The organism is Streptomyces sp. NPDC038213 (assembly GCF_055600495.1).
In genome coordinates this window covers 26326-43943 of sequence record NZ_JBVJYM010000009.1, presented here as the reverse complement: position 1 = coordinate 43943, position 17618 = coordinate 26326, and the positions used below count along the sequence as shown (strand labels likewise).

The 17618-nt window shown below is 72.3% G+C and carries 22 protein-coding genes; all 22 read left to right on the top strand.

The window, feature by feature from the left end; translation table 11 throughout:
- The first annotated feature begins 29 nt into the window (after nucleotides 1-29).
- The 22 genes from ACZ7JZ_RS15770 to ACZ7JZ_RS15665 all read left to right on the top strand — a co-directional run bounded on the left by ACZ7JZ_RS15770 (nucleotide 30) and on the right by ACZ7JZ_RS15665 (nucleotide 17611).
- Nucleotides 30-848 (top strand): hypothetical protein, encoded by an 819-nt coding sequence (locus tag ACZ7JZ_RS15770; protein WP_470938827.1) that lies wholly within the window; start codon nucleotides 30-32, stop codon nucleotides 846-848.
- A gap of 207 nt (nucleotides 849-1055) precedes the next feature.
- Entirely contained in the window at nucleotides 1056-1634 is a 579-nt protein-coding gene (locus ACZ7JZ_RS15765; RefSeq protein WP_470938824.1) for a hypothetical protein, read from the top strand.
- A 172-nt stretch (nucleotides 1635-1806) separates the two neighbouring features.
- The gene (locus ACZ7JZ_RS15760) at nucleotides 1807-2088 is read left to right on the top strand and encodes a hypothetical protein (RefSeq protein WP_470938821.1); all 282 of its coding nucleotides are present in this window, start codon (nucleotides 1807-1809) and stop codon (nucleotides 2086-2088) included.
- A complete protein-coding gene (locus ACZ7JZ_RS15755) occupies nucleotides 2085-2813 on the top strand; it encodes a hypothetical protein (RefSeq protein WP_470938818.1) in 729 nt (242 codons plus the stop codon). The genes ACZ7JZ_RS15760 and ACZ7JZ_RS15755 overlap by 4 nt, the downstream gene beginning before the upstream one ends.
- Nucleotides 2810-3229 carry a YjeF N-terminal domain-containing protein gene (locus ACZ7JZ_RS15750; protein ID WP_470938816.1) on the top strand — a complete coding sequence of 140 codons (420 nt, stop codon included), beginning with the start codon at nucleotides 2810-2812 and terminating at the stop codon, nucleotides 3227-3229. Before ACZ7JZ_RS15755 ends, ACZ7JZ_RS15750 begins: the two co-directional genes overlap by 4 nt.
- 142 nt (nucleotides 3230-3371) lie before the next feature.
- Nucleotides 3372-4283, top strand: a complete 912-nt coding sequence (locus tag ACZ7JZ_RS15745; protein ID WP_470938814.1) for a hypothetical protein — start codon at nucleotides 3372-3374, stop codon at nucleotides 4281-4283.
- A gap of 176 nt (nucleotides 4284-4459) precedes the next feature.
- Nucleotides 4460-5455, top strand: a complete 996-nt coding sequence (locus ACZ7JZ_RS15740) for a hypothetical protein (RefSeq protein ID WP_470938812.1) — start codon at nucleotides 4460-4462, stop codon at nucleotides 5453-5455.
- Between the two features lie 63 nt (nucleotides 5456-5518).
- Entirely contained in the window at nucleotides 5519-6790 is a 1272-nt protein-coding gene (locus ACZ7JZ_RS15735) for an MFS transporter (protein WP_470938809.1), read from the top strand.
- Between the two features lie 37 nt (nucleotides 6791-6827).
- Entirely contained in the window at nucleotides 6828-7049 is a 222-nt protein-coding gene (locus ACZ7JZ_RS15730; RefSeq protein ID WP_383786429.1) for a hypothetical protein, read from the top strand.
- Nucleotides 7050-7242: 193 nt separating this feature from the next.
- Nucleotides 7243-8385, top strand: coding sequence for an AAA family ATPase (locus tag ACZ7JZ_RS15725; RefSeq protein WP_470939171.1), 1143 nt, complete (start codon nucleotides 7243-7245; stop codon nucleotides 8383-8385).
- Entirely contained in the window at nucleotides 8382-10178 is a 1797-nt protein-coding gene (locus ACZ7JZ_RS15720; protein WP_470938806.1) for a hypothetical protein, read from the top strand. Before ACZ7JZ_RS15725 ends, ACZ7JZ_RS15720 begins: the two co-directional genes overlap by 4 nt.
- Before the next feature lie 227 nt (nucleotides 10179-10405).
- Nucleotides 10406-10879, top strand: coding sequence for a hypothetical protein (locus ACZ7JZ_RS15715; protein ID WP_470938803.1), 474 nt, complete (start codon nucleotides 10406-10408; stop codon nucleotides 10877-10879).
- A 128-nt stretch (nucleotides 10880-11007) separates the two neighbouring features.
- Nucleotides 11008-11427, top strand: coding sequence for a hypothetical protein (locus ACZ7JZ_RS15710; protein WP_384511722.1), 420 nt, complete (start codon nucleotides 11008-11010; stop codon nucleotides 11425-11427).
- The gene (locus tag ACZ7JZ_RS15705; protein WP_470938800.1) at nucleotides 11424-12251 is read left to right on the top strand and encodes a relaxase/mobilization nuclease; all 828 of its coding nucleotides are present in this window, start codon (nucleotides 11424-11426) and stop codon (nucleotides 12249-12251) included. Before ACZ7JZ_RS15710 ends, ACZ7JZ_RS15705 begins: the two co-directional genes overlap by 4 nt.
- Before the next feature lie 12 nt (nucleotides 12252-12263).
- Nucleotides 12264-12953: a hypothetical protein gene (locus tag ACZ7JZ_RS15700; protein ID WP_470938796.1), complete on the top strand. Its 690-nt coding sequence runs from the start codon at nucleotides 12264-12266 to the stop codon at nucleotides 12951-12953.
- 20 nt (nucleotides 12954-12973) lie between these two features.
- Complete coding sequence (locus ACZ7JZ_RS15695; protein WP_470938793.1) at nucleotides 12974-13714, top strand: hypothetical protein; 741 nt, start codon at nucleotides 12974-12976, stop codon at nucleotides 13712-13714.
- Between the two features lie 29 nt (nucleotides 13715-13743).
- Nucleotides 13744-14145, top strand: coding sequence for a hypothetical protein (locus ACZ7JZ_RS15690; RefSeq protein ID WP_470938790.1), 402 nt, complete (start codon nucleotides 13744-13746; stop codon nucleotides 14143-14145).
- A gap of 281 nt (nucleotides 14146-14426) precedes the next feature.
- A complete protein-coding gene (locus ACZ7JZ_RS15685) occupies nucleotides 14427-14582 on the top strand; it encodes a hypothetical protein (RefSeq protein WP_386067337.1) in 156 nt (51 codons plus the stop codon).
- Nucleotides 14579-15403 (top strand): SPDY domain-containing protein, encoded by an 825-nt coding sequence (locus tag ACZ7JZ_RS15680; RefSeq protein WP_383786370.1) that lies wholly within the window; start codon nucleotides 14579-14581, stop codon nucleotides 15401-15403. Before ACZ7JZ_RS15685 ends, ACZ7JZ_RS15680 begins: the two co-directional genes overlap by 4 nt.
- 26 nt (nucleotides 15404-15429) lie before the next feature.
- Nucleotides 15430-16248: an SPDY domain-containing protein gene (locus ACZ7JZ_RS15675; protein WP_470938786.1), complete on the top strand. Its 819-nt coding sequence runs from the start codon at nucleotides 15430-15432 to the stop codon at nucleotides 16246-16248.
- 200 nt (nucleotides 16249-16448) lie between these two features.
- Nucleotides 16449-16859, top strand: coding sequence for a hypothetical protein (locus tag ACZ7JZ_RS15670; RefSeq protein WP_470938783.1), 411 nt, complete (start codon nucleotides 16449-16451; stop codon nucleotides 16857-16859).
- Nucleotides 16802-17611 carry an SPDY domain-containing protein gene (locus ACZ7JZ_RS15665; RefSeq protein ID WP_470938779.1) on the top strand — a complete coding sequence of 270 codons (810 nt, stop codon included), beginning with the start codon at nucleotides 16802-16804 and terminating at the stop codon, nucleotides 17609-17611. The genes ACZ7JZ_RS15670 and ACZ7JZ_RS15665 overlap by 58 nt, the downstream gene beginning before the upstream one ends.
- Nucleotides 17612-17618: the final 7 nt, after the last annotated feature.

Below are 17618 nucleotides of genomic sequence, written 5' to 3'. Positions count from 1 at the left end.
CTGGCCACACCCACGACATATCGGAGACCATGCTGCGGAATTCACCCCCACTCGAAACCTTCGCCCTGGAGATCGCAGATCGGCTCCCGGGTGACTGGACAAGCGCGTATCACCTTCACCCCTCCTACCCCGATCAGTTCCCGACCGCTGACCGGCTGTGGGACAACGGTCACGTCGACTGGGCTGTCGGCGAGTTCGTCCTCGGCCACGACTCGGTCCTCACCGGACCGGCCGGACAAGAGCTCTACATCATCGACCGGCCCCTCAGACCCAAGCAGTTCCTCGTCGCCGCGCTGGAGCCGCCCGGCTTCCTGCCGCACCACTTCCATGGCGTACCCGAGCCGAACGGGATCGTGATCAGCGCTGATCCCGTCCGTGCCGCCGCCGCGATTTCCCGCCGACTCCTCCCCCGATACGCCCGGGCCGCGGAGGCCGTGCGCGAGCAAGCGCGACGACGGCCTGCCCCTCCGGCCCACCGACAGGCACCGGCAGAGACCAGTGCGGTCACGCTCGTCCGCTACGAGGACGGGCTCCTCGGCGCCCCGTACGGACACGTCCCCGCTGAAGCCCGAGACACCCTGTACCTGACCGGATTCCAGTACGTCCCGAATCAGGGTGCGTTCCTCCTGCATTCTGAGTCCGGGCCCGTCGCCACGGCCGTACGCATCCAGGTCCTCGCCGACCGGCTGGCCAAACTCGGGATCGGGCTCAACTACCGCCATCCCGCAGCTGTATCGGGCACCGCCGTGGTCACGACGGGCCGCACCAACGCACCCCAGGCGAGCCGGGTCGCTGCCGGGGCGGCTCTGCACCCCGCCGCCCCGCGCTCGTCGGGCCGCGCGCGGTAACCCAGGCCATACCGCTGCAGACAGAAGGCTCCCTGCCTTCCCGAACCGACTCTGCCGACCACGGTCCGGCGACGGCCGGCGTGCACGGCTCGAGCCTCGACCGCGCCGATCTGCCCGACGCTCGCCCAGCAGGCACGCCCCGGCCGCCCGTGTCCTCCGCGCCCCAGCCCAGGCACGCCCTGTAATCCCTTATCCCCTGGAGCCTTCTTGGGATCCCCTGCCTTCATCGCCCGCCCCGACCCGGACGGCGGCTACACCGGCGTTCACCTCCAGTACGACAGCAGCCCTCCGAACATGGTGCCGCTGCTCCTCGCCGCCTACCGCTTCCGCTTCAGCCGGGACCTCGAAGCCCTCAGCCGATACCTGGTGGACGACGTCGTCTTCGCCTGGGAGGAGATCGGAACCGACCTCCTCGACGGAGCGCCCCCGGGCCTGCTCCAGCGGCTGACCGGCGGCGAGCAGTGGCCCAGCCGCGAGATGACCGGCGTCGTGAACCTCGACGGGACACCCGCCGAGCGGGACGTCATCACCCAGCACAGCTCCGAAGGCCATCACTGGGGGTACGTCCTCCATCCGGCCGGCATCGAGGTCATCAGCCGCCAGATGGACGCTCACGGCCCGGTCATCTCCTGGGACACCGACCCCCGAACCCACTTCAGCGAGGCAATGGCGCTGTGGATGCCCGGCACTCCGCCGCCGATGTCCCTGCCACGCGATCTGCCCAAGCTCACTCCCACGCCGCCAGCAGCTCCTGCACGGACCGCCACTCGACCACCACGCCGCTGACCGCTCTCTTCAAGGAGTCCTCCTGAATCAGCACTTCACCTTCGGCCGGCACCCCGACCACGGGTTCGTCGCTTCCGCCACCGCCCATACACCGCCTCATCTGGCGCACTGGTATCTGACCGCCGAGCAGTTCGAGCCCGTCCCCGAGCAGCCGGGGCTGTACCGGCTGGCCATGCCGGAGTACGACGGAGTGCGCCGTGCGCGGCAAGCCGTCCATGACCTGCGCCAGCGGGGCTTCGACGTCTACGCCGACTACACCCTCGACCCGTCCCAGAGCGCCGGTCCGCCCCGGGTCCAGCCCCGGGTCGGGCTGATGGAGCGCCGCTCCCGGATCGCGCAGGCCGCCGGAATCCGCTCGGCGCAGTACCGGCCGACCGTCTCCGCCCAGGCCGCGCCGGCACCCTCACGGCCGGTGGGCTCCATCCCGGTCTCGGGCCAGGGGCGTGGCCGGTGACCGATGGCCTGATCACGATCGTCCGCGGTCGGGGCGGCGAGGTGGAGGCGGAGGGGCCGATGGACAGCCTGGCCTCCGAGCTGCTCGCGCGTGCGGGGTTCGTCAGGCAGTACACGTTGCGCGGCATCTGGCACCGTCTCCCCTTCGACATGGGCGTGGAGTGGGAGAAGGAGCACGCCTCCCGGGCCGCGGAGATGCTGCGCGCCGCCCGCTACCCCGTGCGCCTCGACGCGGCTCTGGCGCCGGTGTCCGTCCCGTCGGCGGACGGTGTGGACGTCCCGCCGTCCGTGGCAGCGGCGGCCCAGACCCTGAAGGCTCGGGCTGCGGGCGGGCCGGACCTCCAGCAGCCGCACGAAGCGGGGCGCGCGCTGGCCGCTCTGGCCCAGGGCGAGGACAGTCTCCTGCGTCCCGCCGCCGACGTGCTCCTTGCCGTCGCCACTGCCGTCTCGAGCCTCCCCGGCCCGGCTCACGACCGCGACGCCCGGCGTCTGGCCGAGCTCAGCGGTGTCCTACGGGTCGTGGAAACCGAGGTCGACCGCATCGCCCTTCGCCTGCGCGCCGCACCCGACGTCACCTCGTCCGCAGGCCGTACGAAGCAGGCCGCCGTCGAGGTCCCGGCGAAGTTGCAGAGCCTCATCCACCGGCTCGGCCACGCCCGAGTACGCGAGTACGAGGCCCATCTCCCTGTACCGGCAGCACCTGGTGAGCCGGGACGAAGCCGGTGACCGTCGCCGATCAGACTCCGGCCGGCACGGAGCTACGCCGCCGCGCCCGTGCACAGACGCTCCGCTACCTGGCCGCCCTCGCGCTGCCGGATCCCGCCGAGTCCGTCCGGGCCTGGACACAGCACCTGGGCGACGAGCGGTGCGCCGCCGAGGTCCACGTCATCGTCGACGCCTTGACCGGCACCGCGACCAGCCCGCTCGTCGCCCTCCGTGACGCGCTGCGCACCACAGGGGGCTGGTGCCGCGAGCACGGTCAGCCCGTTCTCGCCGAGCGGTACTTGCGCGCCGCCGACCTCCTCGACATCGCCGACCGTCAGCTCTACCAGCTCGGCATCGACCACCTCACCGCCTTCCACACCGAACCGTGCCCGCCCGGGCACCAACACCGAGAGGACCCTGCACCTGAACTCCCGTGAACCAGCCGCGGGCTCCGTCACCCGGATCACTCTGTTCACCAGCGACCGCGATGGCATCGTCGGCCTCGTCGACGGTGACGCCTGACAGTGGGCCCGCACTGCCATGGAGCTGTCCGGGTTCGATAAGAACGACTCCGGCGACATGGTCTTGCCGCTGTCCGATCTCGCCCATGCCCGCCAGGTCCTGATCACCCTCGGCGCCGTCGCCGAGCGGACTCTCGGTCTGCAGCTCACGCCCAGCAGCGAGCGGTACATCGGGGACATCGCGCTCGACGTGGCCGAGCACCTGCCCGGACAGTGGACCGCGAGGGTCGAGAACTACTCGCTCCGTGTCTGGCAGGAGGACCTCGCCGGCGGCCTGTGGAGCACCGGGCCCATCGCCCAGACTCTGGCAGCCGACCGGGTACGGCAGGCCGCCATCCTGAAGCGCGACGACGGAACGGAACTCGCCGTCGTCAAGGACGCCCACCTCGACACGTACCACGTCGGCGCCCTCCGGCCCGGCCACGTCCCGGGCCCGACGAACGCGACCGCCCCACCCGGCGTGACGGTGCAGCCGACCGCCTCGGCCGCCGCCCACGTCATCCGCACTGGTCTCCTCCCGGCCTACACCCGCTCGGTCCTGCAGGCGCACGCCGCCGATCTGTCGGACGATCTCACCTGGGCACGGGAGACCTACGAGGCCGGCACCATCCCCGATCCCGCCCCGGCCGACCTCGTCGATGCCTACGTCCGGTTCGCAGCCTCCGCGCCGCTCGTCATCGCGGCGATCCGGACCCTGGGCGCCCCCACCGACTACGAGGGCGACTTCCTCGACCGGGTGGAGACCATCGTCACGGCGCCGACCGATGCGACTGGGCCGAAGCCTGTCACGGCGCACCCCGACCCGCTCGGCTGGTGGCTCGTGGAAGGCGGCGACGAGCTCGTCGACCTCTCCCTGCGTGCCCTCGCCAGCGTGCCGCTGCCTTTCGAACGAGGGCACCGCGCCGGGAGCCGAACGCTGGCTCCGGCACCGGCGCCTGCCCTGGCGGAGCTCACGGTGAGACGCCGGTGACGCAACCTCGCAACAACTCTGGCGAGTCCGGCTCTCCCGCGGTCCGTGCGGCGCTCGACGCTCTGGCGGCCTACGCCAAACGGTTCGCTTCCATCCAGGCGCGCGGCGACGACGCGGTCGCTCGTGTGCGGGCGAGCACCGGGTGGCCCGAGCACGTCGCCATGGAGCGAGCGATCGTGGCGGAACAACACCGTGAACAGGAGATGGAGTTCGCCGCGCTCCTGCCCCATACGGTCCTTCTCATCGACCGGGCCCGTACCGCCCTGGAGTTCCAGCCATCCGCCCGGCACGTAGCCGGGTGGAACCTGCTCGTGGACGACCTCGAAGCCGCCGCAGACCATGCCCGCCACCTCTCCGAGCAGTCGATCGCCGACCGGTCGACCTCGCGGCAGTGCCACGTCACCTGGGCCGACCGGGCACGGTTCCTGCGCGACCTCGCCGTACAGGAGGGCCCGCCGCCTCCCGGACCCGAACTGCCCGCTGCCGAAGAGGCACGGTGGACCGCCCACGCGCACGATGTCCGCCGACGCCACATGATGTACCTGTACGAGAGCAGGTACGACGCGGCTAGTCGGCAGATCACCGTCGTCGAGGTCCCTGACCTCGACCAGCCCACCGAGGACTGCGTCCTCGTCGTCGCCGGAGACGTCGACAGCGCCACGATGCGCGTCCTGGGCCGCTACGACACGCTCGACCAGGCGCAGGCCGACCTGCCTGCGGCCGTTCAGCCCGGCGTGCTGCACCCCAGCGGAAGGTTTCCCCGCAGCGCGGGGAAGGTTCCGCCGTTGGCCGACCTCATCGAGCAGATCGTCGGCGCCACGCAGAGCCAGGAGATCGCCGAGGTTCTCGACTACGTCGTGAGCGACGGCGCCGGCCCTCGCCACCTCTCCCAGCTCTCCGACCTCCTGGCCGAATGCGCCGACTTCGCGCTCGCCACCGAGACCGTCACCGGTCGGGATCTGTCGGTGCGGTTGCGGGGGCTCATGGTCCAGACCGACGTCCTGGACCGGCAGCTCCGCCATGCGCTCATCGCCTTCCAGGACACGATCGCCGTCCTGCCGCCGCACCGCACCCCGCAGCCACGGCACCTCATACCCCCGCCCGCCGTGCGGTCCACCCCGCCGCCCCCGCCTGCCCAGGCCGCCCCGCCCCGCGTCCCGCGCCGCCTCTGATTCCAGCACGAGGCCGCGGGCGAGCCTCGGCCACCTCCCGGAAAGTCTCCGCCCTCCTTGCTCTTGGCCGAACGCCCCCTCGCCTCACCGCCCGTGACCTACCGGGCCGTTCTCGGCACGCGCCACGTCCTGCGCCTGCTCGCCGGCACCCTGACCGGCCGGATGCCCAGCGGCATGGTCGCCGTCTCCCTGGTTCTGTGGGTCACGCGCGGCGGAGGGTCCCTGGCGACGGCCAGCGCACTTGCCGCCATCTACGGGCTGACCGCCAGCGTCACCCAGCCGGTGAAGGGCAGGCTCATGGACCGGCATGGGCAGACCCGTGTGAGCGCGCCCGCCGCCATCGTCTCCAGCAGCAGCCTGCTCGCCCTGCCCGTCATGGGTCCAGGCGGCAGCACGTGGCTGATCGGAGCCGCGGTCGCGCTCGCCGGCCTCTTCGCCCCGCCGTTGGAATCCGGTCTGCGGTCACTGTGGCCGAGTGTCGTGACCGACCTGGGGCAGCGAAAGGTCATCCAAGCCCTCGACACCGGTGCCCAGGGCTTGATGTATGTCGCCGGCCCGCTCCTGGCCACCTGGCTCGCCACCACGTTCGGGGCCGACGCCGCACTGGCCGCGGCCTCCGCGCTCGTACTCGTCGGCACCGCCACCGTCCTCACCTCCGCGCCCTCGCGCACCTGGCGCCCCCACCGAGAGGAAGCGGTTGAGTCCGCCCGGCCGGCGAAACGACACCGGCTCGTGAGCGGCGGCATGGTGCTGCTGTGCATGGGGCTCGCTGCACTCGGGGTGTCCTTGGGCGGGCTGGGAGTCTGGGCCGCGGCCATCGCCGAAACCAATCAGGCCGCCTGGCTGACCGGCGTACTGCCCGCCGCGTTCTCCACCGGATCGTTCGTCGGCGGCCTGCTCTTCGCACGCCTCGCCCGTCGCGCCGCGCCCGCCACCCAACTCAGCTGTACGGCCGCCCTGTTCACGGTCGGGTGGCTGGCGCTGTTGATCCAGCCGGGCCCGCACGCCGCGATCGTCGCCGCCGCCCTGCCGGGGCTCTTCCTCACCATGGTCATCACCTGCGGTTTCGAGACGATCGATGCCCTCGCCCCCGCCTCGCGGACCACTGAGGCGTACTCGTGGCTGATCCTCGCCGTCGGCACCGGCCAGGCGGCGGGCACCGTTCTCGCTGGCGCCCTCGCCGACCACCTCCTCGGCCTGTCCGCGCTCCCCGCCACCGGCGCCGCCATCGCCACCACCGTCTTCGTACTCTCCCGGCCCGTGCTCGGCCCCCGCCGCCGGCCGGGCCGGCACCGCCGCACCTCCACCCCACCGCGTCCCCGCCACCGCCGATAGGACTCCCGCCTTGCCCGAATCACCAGCAGAGCCGTTCGTGCCGATCCGGCACAGCATCACCGGTGAGATCACCACCACCCGCTTTGGCGCCGCCGCCCGGCGGATCCTGCTCCAGTCCGGCTTCGAAGAGGCGCCAGGCTGCGCCTGCCGAGCGACGGAACCCGGTACGGAGCAGGCGCACGGGTCTGCTCGGCAGCCAGCGAGCTGCTCGTCGCCGGCCATCCCCTGCACCTGCACCGAGCCCCCGGTCGGCCGGTGAGCGCCGACGTACGCCCCGGTTGGCCCGGTCGCCGGTGTCGGCACATTCCGTGATCTGCTCCGCCAGCGGCCAGCCCCTCCGGCACCTCGCCAACTCCGCCCGCTCCCGTACCTGTTGAAGGACCCTTGTTTTGACGACACCCGGAACGCCTACCAGTCCAGCACGGACCAAGGGTGGCGAACTGCGGGCCAAGGTGGCCCGACTGCTGGCCGACCGGCCGGCGGACAAGCTCACCATCGGGGACATGGCCCGGCAGCTGGGCCACTCCCACGGCGCCGTCCGCAACGCCTCCTTGACCCTGGTGCGACGCGGCGAGGCCGACCAAAGCGGAACGGGGCAGCCGGAGTTCCGCGCGAACGCGAAGACCGCCGCAGCCGCGCAGACCGCTGTGATCAGCCCACCGGGCACCCACGCCCCCCGCGCCCAGGCGGCCACGACCCGCACGGCCTCTCCCGCCGCAGCCACGCCCAGGCAGACCGGCCCGATCCGCCGCGCGGGGGGCCAGCTCTACCACCCCCGGGAGCTGGCCGACCTGCCCGACGTCGAGGCGCTGAACCGCCTGCGCGACGCCGACGTGCCGGTGCTGCTCTACGGCCCTCCGGGCACCGGCAAGACGAGCCTGGTCGAGGCGGCGTTCCCGGACCTGCTCACCGTCGCCGGTGACGGCGACACCACGGTCGGCGACCTGATCGGCGAGTACACGCAGGCCGACGGCGGAGGCTACGTCTTCCAGTACGGTCCGCTGGTCACCGCGATGACCGAGGGCCGCGCCCTGCTGATCGACGATGCCACTCTGATCTCGCCGAAGGTGTTGGCGGCGCTGTATCCCGCGATGGACGGGCGCCGGCAGATCCAGGTCAAGGCCCACAAGGGCGAGATCATCAAGGCCGAGCCGGGCTTCTACGTGGTGGCGGGCCACAATCCCGGCGTCCACGGTGCCGTTCTGACGGAGGCGCTGTCGTCCCGGTTCAGCGTGCAGATCCAGGTCGGCACGGACTATGACCTCGCCCTGGCCTTGAAGATCGATGCCCGGGTGGTCCGGGTCGCCCGACACCTCTCCCGCCAGGTCGAACTCGGTGAGCTGGGCTGGGCCCCCCAGCTGCGGGAACTGCTCAGCTACCAGAAGACCGAGGCCGTCCTCGGCACCAACGCCGCGCTCGCGAACCTGGTGGGCATCGCTCCTCTGGAGGATCGCGACGCTGTCGCCGACGCCGTCATCAAGGCCGTCGGCGTCAAGAAGATCGCGCCCCTCACCCTCGGCAAGCAGCTCCCCGCCTCAGCCGCCCGAAAGCCTCCGGGCAGCACCGTCTCCGCGCACCGGGGCCGCTCGCGATGAGCGCCCACCACCACGTCCAGTACCCCGCCACCACGCCGGACGACGAAGCTGACCTCGCGCGATGGGACGACGACGGCGCCCCGCCCGCGCAGCCGCGTTCCTCCCCGGACGCGTGGCTGCGCGTGGGAGCCGAGCTCGGTGACCGGCTGGTCGCCCTCTCCGGCCGCCAGGACCTCCTCGTCACCTGCCGCCCCGGCACGCGCAGCGGGGCACCGGCCGCGTTCTTCCCCGCTCTGGGCGAGGTCGAGTTCGACGCCGGCCTGTTCGCCCCGTTCCAGGCCCACGAGATCCATCCGCGGATCGTGGGCGACGAGGAGCGCTATCCCGCCGCCTGGGGAGTTTTCGTGCACGAGGCCGCGCACGCGGCCCACTCCGTCTGGACACCGCCTGCCGGAGCGGACCCCCGGGTCGTCGAGGCCGCGTTCCTGTTGGAGGAGAGCCGCGCCGAAGGCGCACACCTGACCAGGCGGCCCACCGACCGCACGTACTTGCGCACCAGCGCCCGAACCCTGGTCATGCCCGACATCGCCCACCCCACCCTCCAGGGCATCGAGCACGCCGCCTCCGTGGCGGCCCTGATCCTCGGCCGCCGCGACGTCGGCATCCTGGACGCCGGCGAGACCCGGGCCGTCGCCAATCTGTGCGAAACGGTGCTGGGCGCAGACCTGCTGGCCACCCTCACCCGCATCTGGACCGCAGCCCACCAGTGCGCCGACCACGACGCCACGACCATGCTCGCGCACGCCCAGGAATGGTGCGACGCTCTGGACATCGCGGCCCCCGCCCTGCCCGTGCCAGCGGGTCTCGCCGATCTGCTGTCCGGCGCCGTGGGGGTCGTCATGGACAGCATGGCCGCCACCGACGCCGCCGACCTCGCGGAACAGGCAGCAGCGAACAATGCCATGGCCGCACAGTCCAAGGCGCAGGCCGAGGACCGTGCCCAGCGGGCCGGCCAGCGACGCCAAGCCGCCGCCACCGCCAAGTCGGTCTTCAGTGCCCGCGGCACCGTCAGCCCCAACGGCACACCGGAGCCCCGCAGCAACCCGGTCACCGGTACCCGCCGGCCCACCGCCGCCGAACAGAGTGCCGCCTCGCGCCTGAGCCGCGCCCTGCGTGCCGCCGCCTACCGCGAGCGGACCGAGGAGCGGACCACCAGCCCGACCCCGCCCGGCCGCCTCAACATGCGCGCGGCCCTCGCCCGTGACGCTCAGCGCGCGGCCGGGTCGGTCCCCACCGCGGAGCCGTTCACCCACACCCGCCGCCGGAACTCCCCCACCCCGCCGCTGCGGGTGGGTATCGCCGTCGATGTCTCCGGCTCCATGCGTGCCGCCTGCGCGCCCGTCGCGTCCGCTGCCTGGATCGTGGCACGCGCAGCAGCCCTGACCGACCCCGACTCCCTCACCGCCACCATCGCCTACGACAGGCACCTGACCGCACTGACCCGGCCCACCCACCGGGCACCAGAGCACGTGACGACGTTCAAGGCCAACGGCGGCGCCCACAACCTCGGCGACGCCATCGACGCACTCGACCATGGCCTCGCACTCAGCCTCCCCGGCGCCGGCCGCCTCCTCGTGATCGTCACCGACGCCCAGTACCGCAGCGACGAAACCGCTGCGGCCGTCACCCGCGTCAAGCGGCTCACGACCGCGGGCTGCGCCGTACTCCAGCTCACCCTTACCGCGAGGTCCCTCCACTTGCCGGGTACCACCTTGCTGCACCTGCCCAAGCCCTCCAGCGCTCCCGCCGCCATCGCCACGGCGGCCACCGACGCCATCCGCAGGACACGCTGAGACGACGCAGAAGGCTGAAGCGTCCCCCGAGACCACCGCCGAGCACCCCGGACCACCTCCGTCCGCTGCCCGAATCGTGCATCTGATGCACGATCCTCCGCAGCGACACAGGCCACCACCCCAACCGCCTACGAAAGGCACTCGACTTGAAGCCCCAGACCAGCAGCCCGACCTCGAACGTAACGCCCAGCAACCGGAATTCCCCGGGGGTCAAGACCGTCTGGACCATGATCCACAGCTGTGGACACGAGGTAATGCACAACCTCTCCGACCGGGCGGCCGACCGCCGGGCGGGGTTCGCCCGCTGGCTCGCCGGCCGGGAGTGCACCGACTGCTGGAAGGCCGCCCGCGACGCCGACACCGTCGCGAAGGACCAGTGGCTCGCCGCCCGCCGCGCGGAGGAACAGGCCGCGGCCGTCGAGTGGGCCGAGCGGTTCGACATGCCCCCGCTGGAGGGGTCCGAGCGGGCCCTGGCCTGGGGCGAGCGCTCCCGGTTCCAGCTCGTCACCGCCGCATACACGGCCCTGGTCAGCGAAGGCACCTGGGACGAGGCGGACTGGGCAGTCCTGGAGGACAAGATCCGTTCGATCAGCCGCGCCGGGTGGTGGATCGACCAGCGCGACACCGACGGCACCGACCTCCCCGAGCTGCTCGACGCTGCCACGAGCGCCGACATCGGCACCGAGAACCCGCACCGCTGACCGCCTGCGCACCGACGCGAAATCGCACATATATAGCGCACGTTCGCCGGTTAGCCTAACCGGCCGATTTCCAGACCATGGAGTCCTGCCCCCAACGCCACCTGCGGCTTTCTGCGGAAGGACCCACCGTGCCCGAACCCACCCGCCCCGTGTTCGCCCCCGTCGACACGATCACCTCCGACCGCGACATCACCCACGCCCACTTCGCCCCCGGCGACCAGATCGTGGTGATCAAGGGCGTTGCCGACGGCGAACTGTGGGGCGAGTCGATGACCGTCGTGGCGCCCTCCTGGCACACCCCGACCGACGAGGACGGATGGCGGGTACGCAACCCGCTCGGCGGCTCGCAGTCCTTCATCACCGCCCACCCCCGCTACCTCGTCCACCTCTCCAAGCGGTGCCCCGACTGCCTGATCTACCTGCGGGCCCTGGAGGACTTCCTCCTCCCGAAGGTCGTCGGCACGCAGGAGGTCGACCTCGGCTGGTACCGGGTGACCGACCTCGGCCAGCTCGTCCACACCACGGACGGGAAGGCGGCCGGACGGTGATCATCCGCGTCCACCAGCGAGGTAGCGACGCCGGACCGGTTCTGGCCGACGACGTCTTCGACACCCCGCTCTCTTACGAGGAGAAGCTCCCCGCGGACATGGTGGTGGCCTACTGGCCGGGGCTGGACGCGTACACGGCCGTCGGAGAACCGGGGTCGTGGACGGTGCTGGACTGGGCGGAGCACATCAACGATCCGCTGTTCGAGCATCCCTTCGCGGTGAGCCCCGGCCAGGACCGGCGCTCGGTCTTCCACCTGCACGTCCGCCTCGCTCCCGAAGACCGGTCACTGACCGGACAGGAGTGGTCCGAGGTCGCCCACCGCATCGCCCGCGCGGCCGGCATCGAGATCCCCGGCGACGACCAGGGCTGCCGATGGGTCGCCTTCCAGGCCCGTCCACACCACCTCAGCCTGATCGCCAGCCTGATCCGGCTCGACGGCGCCTGGCAGCGCCAGCCCCCTGTCCTTCCCCGCCGCCTGGCCGCCGAGGCCCGCCGCCTGGAGAGCGACCTCGGCCTGCTCACCCCCGGCACGCTCAGCACCACCGACCGCATCGCTCCCCTGGCGGAGGTGACCGCCCCGCTTGCCGACGCACGCCGCGTCGTCGAGCTGCACGCCCAGCTCCTCGCCGGGCACCCGCAGGCCCCCCTCCGCGAGGCGGGTCACCGCCTGGAGTGGCTCGCCCGCCGCCTGTTCGACCTCGAGCAGGACCTCACCACCACTGCCGCGGAACTACGTCGGCCGCCGACACCCCCGGGCGCCATGGCACCGAGCCTCCCGGCCGCGGTCCCGGCGGCACGAACGGGAGCACGGCCCCCTATGTAAGGAGACTCCTGCTTGGCGCTCAGCAACCGCCACATCGAACTACGGCGCGATCCGGACTCCGGCGAAGTCCTCGCCTACGGAGGCGACCCGGAGGCCCACAGCGTCCTGCAGCGCACCGGCTTCGTCCACATCCTCCGCCGCCACGAGCAGTACCACCGCCTCCCCACCGGCCTCGAAGAGGCCGACGAGGAAACCCTCGCCACCGCCGCGGTGTCCGCACTCCGCTCGGTCGGCTACTGGGTCGCCTGCGACGCCACCTTCGACACCGACCAGCGCACCTCCCACTATCTGCCCCTCGGGGCGCAGGTCGCCGCCCTCGCCGACCAGCTGCGGCGGGCCTCCACCACCCAGGACGCAGCAGCCGTCCTGACCGAGCTGACCGCCTCCCACGACGGCGTCCTCGCCGGTCTCGCCCAGGTCCTGGCCTCCGTCGACGAGTTCCTCGAAACCCTCGACAAGGACTCCGACCGGCAGACCGCCGCCACCGTGCGCGGCCTGAGCGGACACCACCTCGCGGTCATCGCCGCCCAGCTCCACCAGCTGCGCAACGAACTCACCGACCGGCACGAGGACCACCCCGCACGCCGCCCCTGCCCCGGCGAAGTCGCTGACCACGAACGCGAAGCGTCCGTCCACTGCCCCTGCCCCGTCCCCGCACCGCCGCCCCGGCCAGCCTCCCCGCCACCGGCCCGGCGCCATTGACCCACGCACCAAGGACTGCCTTGCACGACACCGACCCCAGCGACCTCGAATCCTTCGCCACCATCCTCGCCGGCGAACTGCCCGGCCGGTGGACCAGCCAGTACCACCCCGACCACGGCGGTACCGACTACGACCACCTCACCACCGCCGTGTGGGACATGGACCAGACAGCCCACGCCATCGCCTCCCACGCCGTGACCCACTGCGCGGTCCTCACCCGCACCGACGACAACACCCGCCTGCTCGTCATCGACCACCTCGGCCAGGCCGAAGGCTTCCTCGTCGCCGCCCTGGCCCCCGCCGACCTCCCCGACGCCGCGTACGCGGGAGTCCGCGAACCCGACGGTCTCGCCGTCCCCGCCGACCCGTTCCACGCCGCCGAGGCCACCACCCTGCATCTGCTCCCCCGCTACGCGGACGCCCTGGCACACGCCCGTCGCAATGCCGCCGCGCTCGACGCCCCGCTTCCCGAGCAGGTCGACCTCACCTGGGCCGCCGACGCCCTGACCACCCCGGTCCCCGACTCCGTGACGCTGGCCCGGCTCCTGACCGACCACGGCTTCGTCCACGACACCCGTCAGGACCTGCTCGTGCTGCCCGGCGATGACACCGCCCTCCAGGCCCGGTACGTCCGGGCCGTCGGAGCACTGCTCGCCGAACTCGGTGTCGGCGTCGGGATGCGGCACCCCGCACCGCCGGCACCCGCCACGACCCGGCCGCTGCCCGCCCGGCCGACGACCTCCGCCGCGCGCAGCCGATGAGCTCCGCCGCCGACCCCATGGAGCACGTCTTGACCCTCGCTGACGACAACAACACGGACGTGGAGATCTACCGCAAGGCCGACCACCCCGATCGCCTCCACATCGTCACCAGGACAGGCGCCCCCGAGGAACTCCTCGCCCGGCTCGATGCCTCCGGTCTGGAGCGCCGGCAAGAGGTGACCGCCGGGCCCGTCTACACCTGGCACGAGACCCCCGACGGTCTGGGCCAGAGAGCCCAGCGGCAGCTCGCCACCCGCGCGATCCTCCCGCTCATGATCGCCGGGTTCAACGTCAACATCGACCCCGAGGAACTCGACGTCACCGCCTGGGCCCAGAGCATGCTGGCCCACCGCACCTCGCAGAAGCCGAACGCGGATCCCTCCCAGCCTCCGCCGCCCCCGGCCGCCGGCCCGCCGGGCCCCCGGCGCTGACCGCACCCCCGGCTCGCACCGATCCCCGCTACTGGAGCCACGCCCTGAACCAACAGCCCACCCCCCGTACCTACGGCGCCTACCAGGCCCGCAGCATCGCCGCCCGGCTCGACCACCTCAACGAGTACCTGACCCGGCCCGGCACTCCACCGGACACAATCGCCGTCCTGGCCGACGTCTTCGACCCCGAGCACGGCGCCCTTGGCGCGTTCACCACTCTGGCCGCGACCGCCAGCCGCTTCGCCCAACAGCAGGCCACGCAAGGACTGCTGCCGCCGGAGGTGTGGCTCGCCCTGGGGCGAGCCGCCAACGAGCTCAACGACATCGGCCTCGACCTCGACGAGCACCTCGACACCCTGGTCGCCGCCCGCACCCCCGCCACCACGCCCGTCAAGCCGCCCGTGCCGGTTCCCCTCGTCGTACGGAGGCACCGGTGAGCCCTCGACAGCACCCCAACTGGGGGGCCGGTGACCAGGCCGAGCAGCACTACCTCGTCGAGCCCCGGCATCTGGCCGGCGGCGGTGACATCCGGCACGTGACCGAGTTCCTGCGCGCCTCCGGCTGGACGGACCGCTCCGTCACCGGCGGGCCTCTCGTCTTCGACCGCGCCGACCACCTGGTGCGCGTCGTCTACGACCCCATCGAACACCCCGACGGACAGCACCCGGGCGGCTGGCACATCCAGGGCCAGGCCACCGCGACCGAGGCGGCCTGGCGGGTCACCTTCACCCGGCAGACGCCGGTGGAGATCGTCGCCGGGTTCACCGACGCCCTCACCCGAGACCGCTCGGCCCACGCCCCCAACCCGTGGTCGCCGCTCCAGCAGCAGCAATGGGAAACCGAGCGCGACCAGCACTTCACCGCCATCAGTCCCGACCGCAACGCCTGGTTGCAGTTCCACCAGAACGAGCCAGGTCAGGCGCACTGGTGGGCCGGCGCCCGCACCGAGCACGGCCGGACCTGGGACGCGGTCTTCTCCTCCACAACCCCGATGCACCTGATCGAGAACTTCTCCGCCGCGCTCGCCGACCCTCAACCGGCCATGCGGCCCCGCGGACACGTCCCGCCCTCGAAGTGGATCCAGGTCACCTCCGTATCCGTACGGCCCTCGGAACTCAGCGCATGGCAGCAGGCCCGGATCACCGCCGCCCGCGCCACCACCTGGGGGCGGAACTCCTGGGCCGCCGCCCGCGCCCGCACCCGCAAGCCCGCTCCCGCCCGCCCGTACGCAGCGAGCGGCGGAGCCCGAACCCGATGAATGCCATCTGAAGGAGCAGCTCCTCCGTGATCGACTCGCGTCAGCTGGATGCCTTCAACGACGACTACCTGAGCAAGCTCGGCTCGCCGGTCTCACCCCGCTACCTGGCCGGCCCCGGCGATCCCCGGCACATCACCCACGCTCTGTACGCCGCCGGTTGGACTGTGCACTCCGATCCCCTGCACCCGGTCATCCGCATGAAGAGCCCCGACCGTCAGCACGAGCTCGTCTTCAAGCCATCGCCTCACCACTTCCACGGCTGGTGGAAGGTCCACAGCACGCTCGGAGACAACTGGTACGCCTCGTTCACCGGGGACGCGCCCGTGGAGATCATCGCCGGACTCACCGACGCTCTCGTGCGCCCTACGCCAGACAGCGCCTCCGACGACCTGGCCGGCATCCTCGCCGAGCAGGGCTGGAAGCACACAGCCGACGGCGATGGCGGGCACAAGGTCGTCTCCCCCGACCGCACCACCGTGGCCGAGCGGCGCGTCTCGCCCTCCATGGGCCTGTGCGGCTGGGAGGTCGAGGCCGCCCGGAACTGGGGGCCCTACGGCCCCGAGGGATTCCTGTGGCGAGTGGCCCTGGACTCGCGCGCCCCTGGCCACGTGCTGAACGCGATCGCCACCGCGCTCTGCGACCCGGCTCCCGTGCTGCGTCCCCGCTTCGAGATCGACGAAGGCCCCCACCTTCGCGTTGGGCGGGAAGTCGGGATCGGCACCCGCATCGTCACCGCACACCGCAATCGCCTCGCCCAGGCCCGCAGCTACCGGCCCGCGCCCCCCACGATCACCACCCCTACGGGCCCCGTTTCACCGGCAGCCGCCCCCGCACGCCGGCGCTGACCTGAGTCGGCCTGCCTGCCCCACCCCGCACCGAAGGATCCGCCCTGAGCACGCCCTCCTACTCCCACCCCCTCCTGCTCGCAAAGCTGAAGACCTTTCTGGCGGAGAGCGAGACCGTCCTCGCCGCCTGGGACGCCTACTCCGATGAGCACTCTGATGCCGAAGGCCGTGCGATCGATGAAGTCGCCTACGGCTGGCGCATGGTCCAGCGTGACTCCGAGACCTGGCGAGCGTTCCTGCCCGTCCGGCCCGGCGCCCGCCAGCTCCTCGCCACGGCCTCCGTCCAGTTGCAGCACCTCCCCGCGGGCGACATCTCGCCTCAATGGGCGTATCAGCTGCGCGAGCTGAACCGAGCGCTGGACCGGCTGGACGAACTGCGCCGCGAGCACGCCGAGGTCCGCGAAACCCACCGCGTCGCACCCGTCTCGCCGGAGAAGTTCGTCGACTCCGTAGCCGAGCGCAACGAGGAGGCATGGGGCTACCTCGGCACGTGGGCCACCGCCGGCCACACCCTCCTCGACATCCACGCTGCCGCGCACAAGGCGCCCGCCCGGTGGATACCGGTCCCGGCTCCAGCTACGACGCCCGCCCGACCGGCGGGGAGGCGCTGATGAAGACCCCGAAGGTCGCGCAGGCGCTCGTCTCCCCCCGCTACCTCGCCGGCCCGGGCGACCCGGCGTGGGGGACCGCGGCTCTGCACGCCGGCGCCGGATGGAGCCACGGGCAGGACCCGCTCATGCCCCGCGTCATCCTGACCAGCCCGGACCACAAGTCCATGCTCCGCCTGGAACCGGCCCTCAACGAGCCGTGGTGGCACCTCTCCCACCGTGACGGCCGCACGGGTGCGCAGTGGCAGGCATCGTTCGACGGCGCCACCCCCGTCGAGCTGATCTCTGCGGTCACCGACGCGCTCAGCCACCCCGGCTACAACGCCGCAGCGATGGCCGAGCCGTACAGGGTGCTCACGCGGGCTGGATGGGACGTCGCCTCCACCAGCGACTTCCGCTCCCCGGACAACCGTGTCCGGGGGGAGCGCCACAACTACTCCGGCAGCACCGACTGGCGCGTCACGGCCAGCCTCTACACGGACGACCCCGTGTGGAAGGCCAGGTTCTCCGGCGCCACGCCCCGGGTGCTCGTGGCCGCCTTCCTCGCGGCTCTCGCCGACCCCGAGCCGGTGTGCCGTTCCTCCGAGCAGACCCAGGGCCTTTCCCTCCACCGGGTCGCCTTGCGGTGGCAGGAGCAGCCGGCGGAGAGCGTGGCCCGGGTGCTGCCGGAGCGGATCGAGCAACTCGCCGCCCGCCGCGCGAGCACGCCGCCCGCGCCGCCGACGCCCCCATCGCCGCGCCGCCGCACCCGCTGACGCTCCC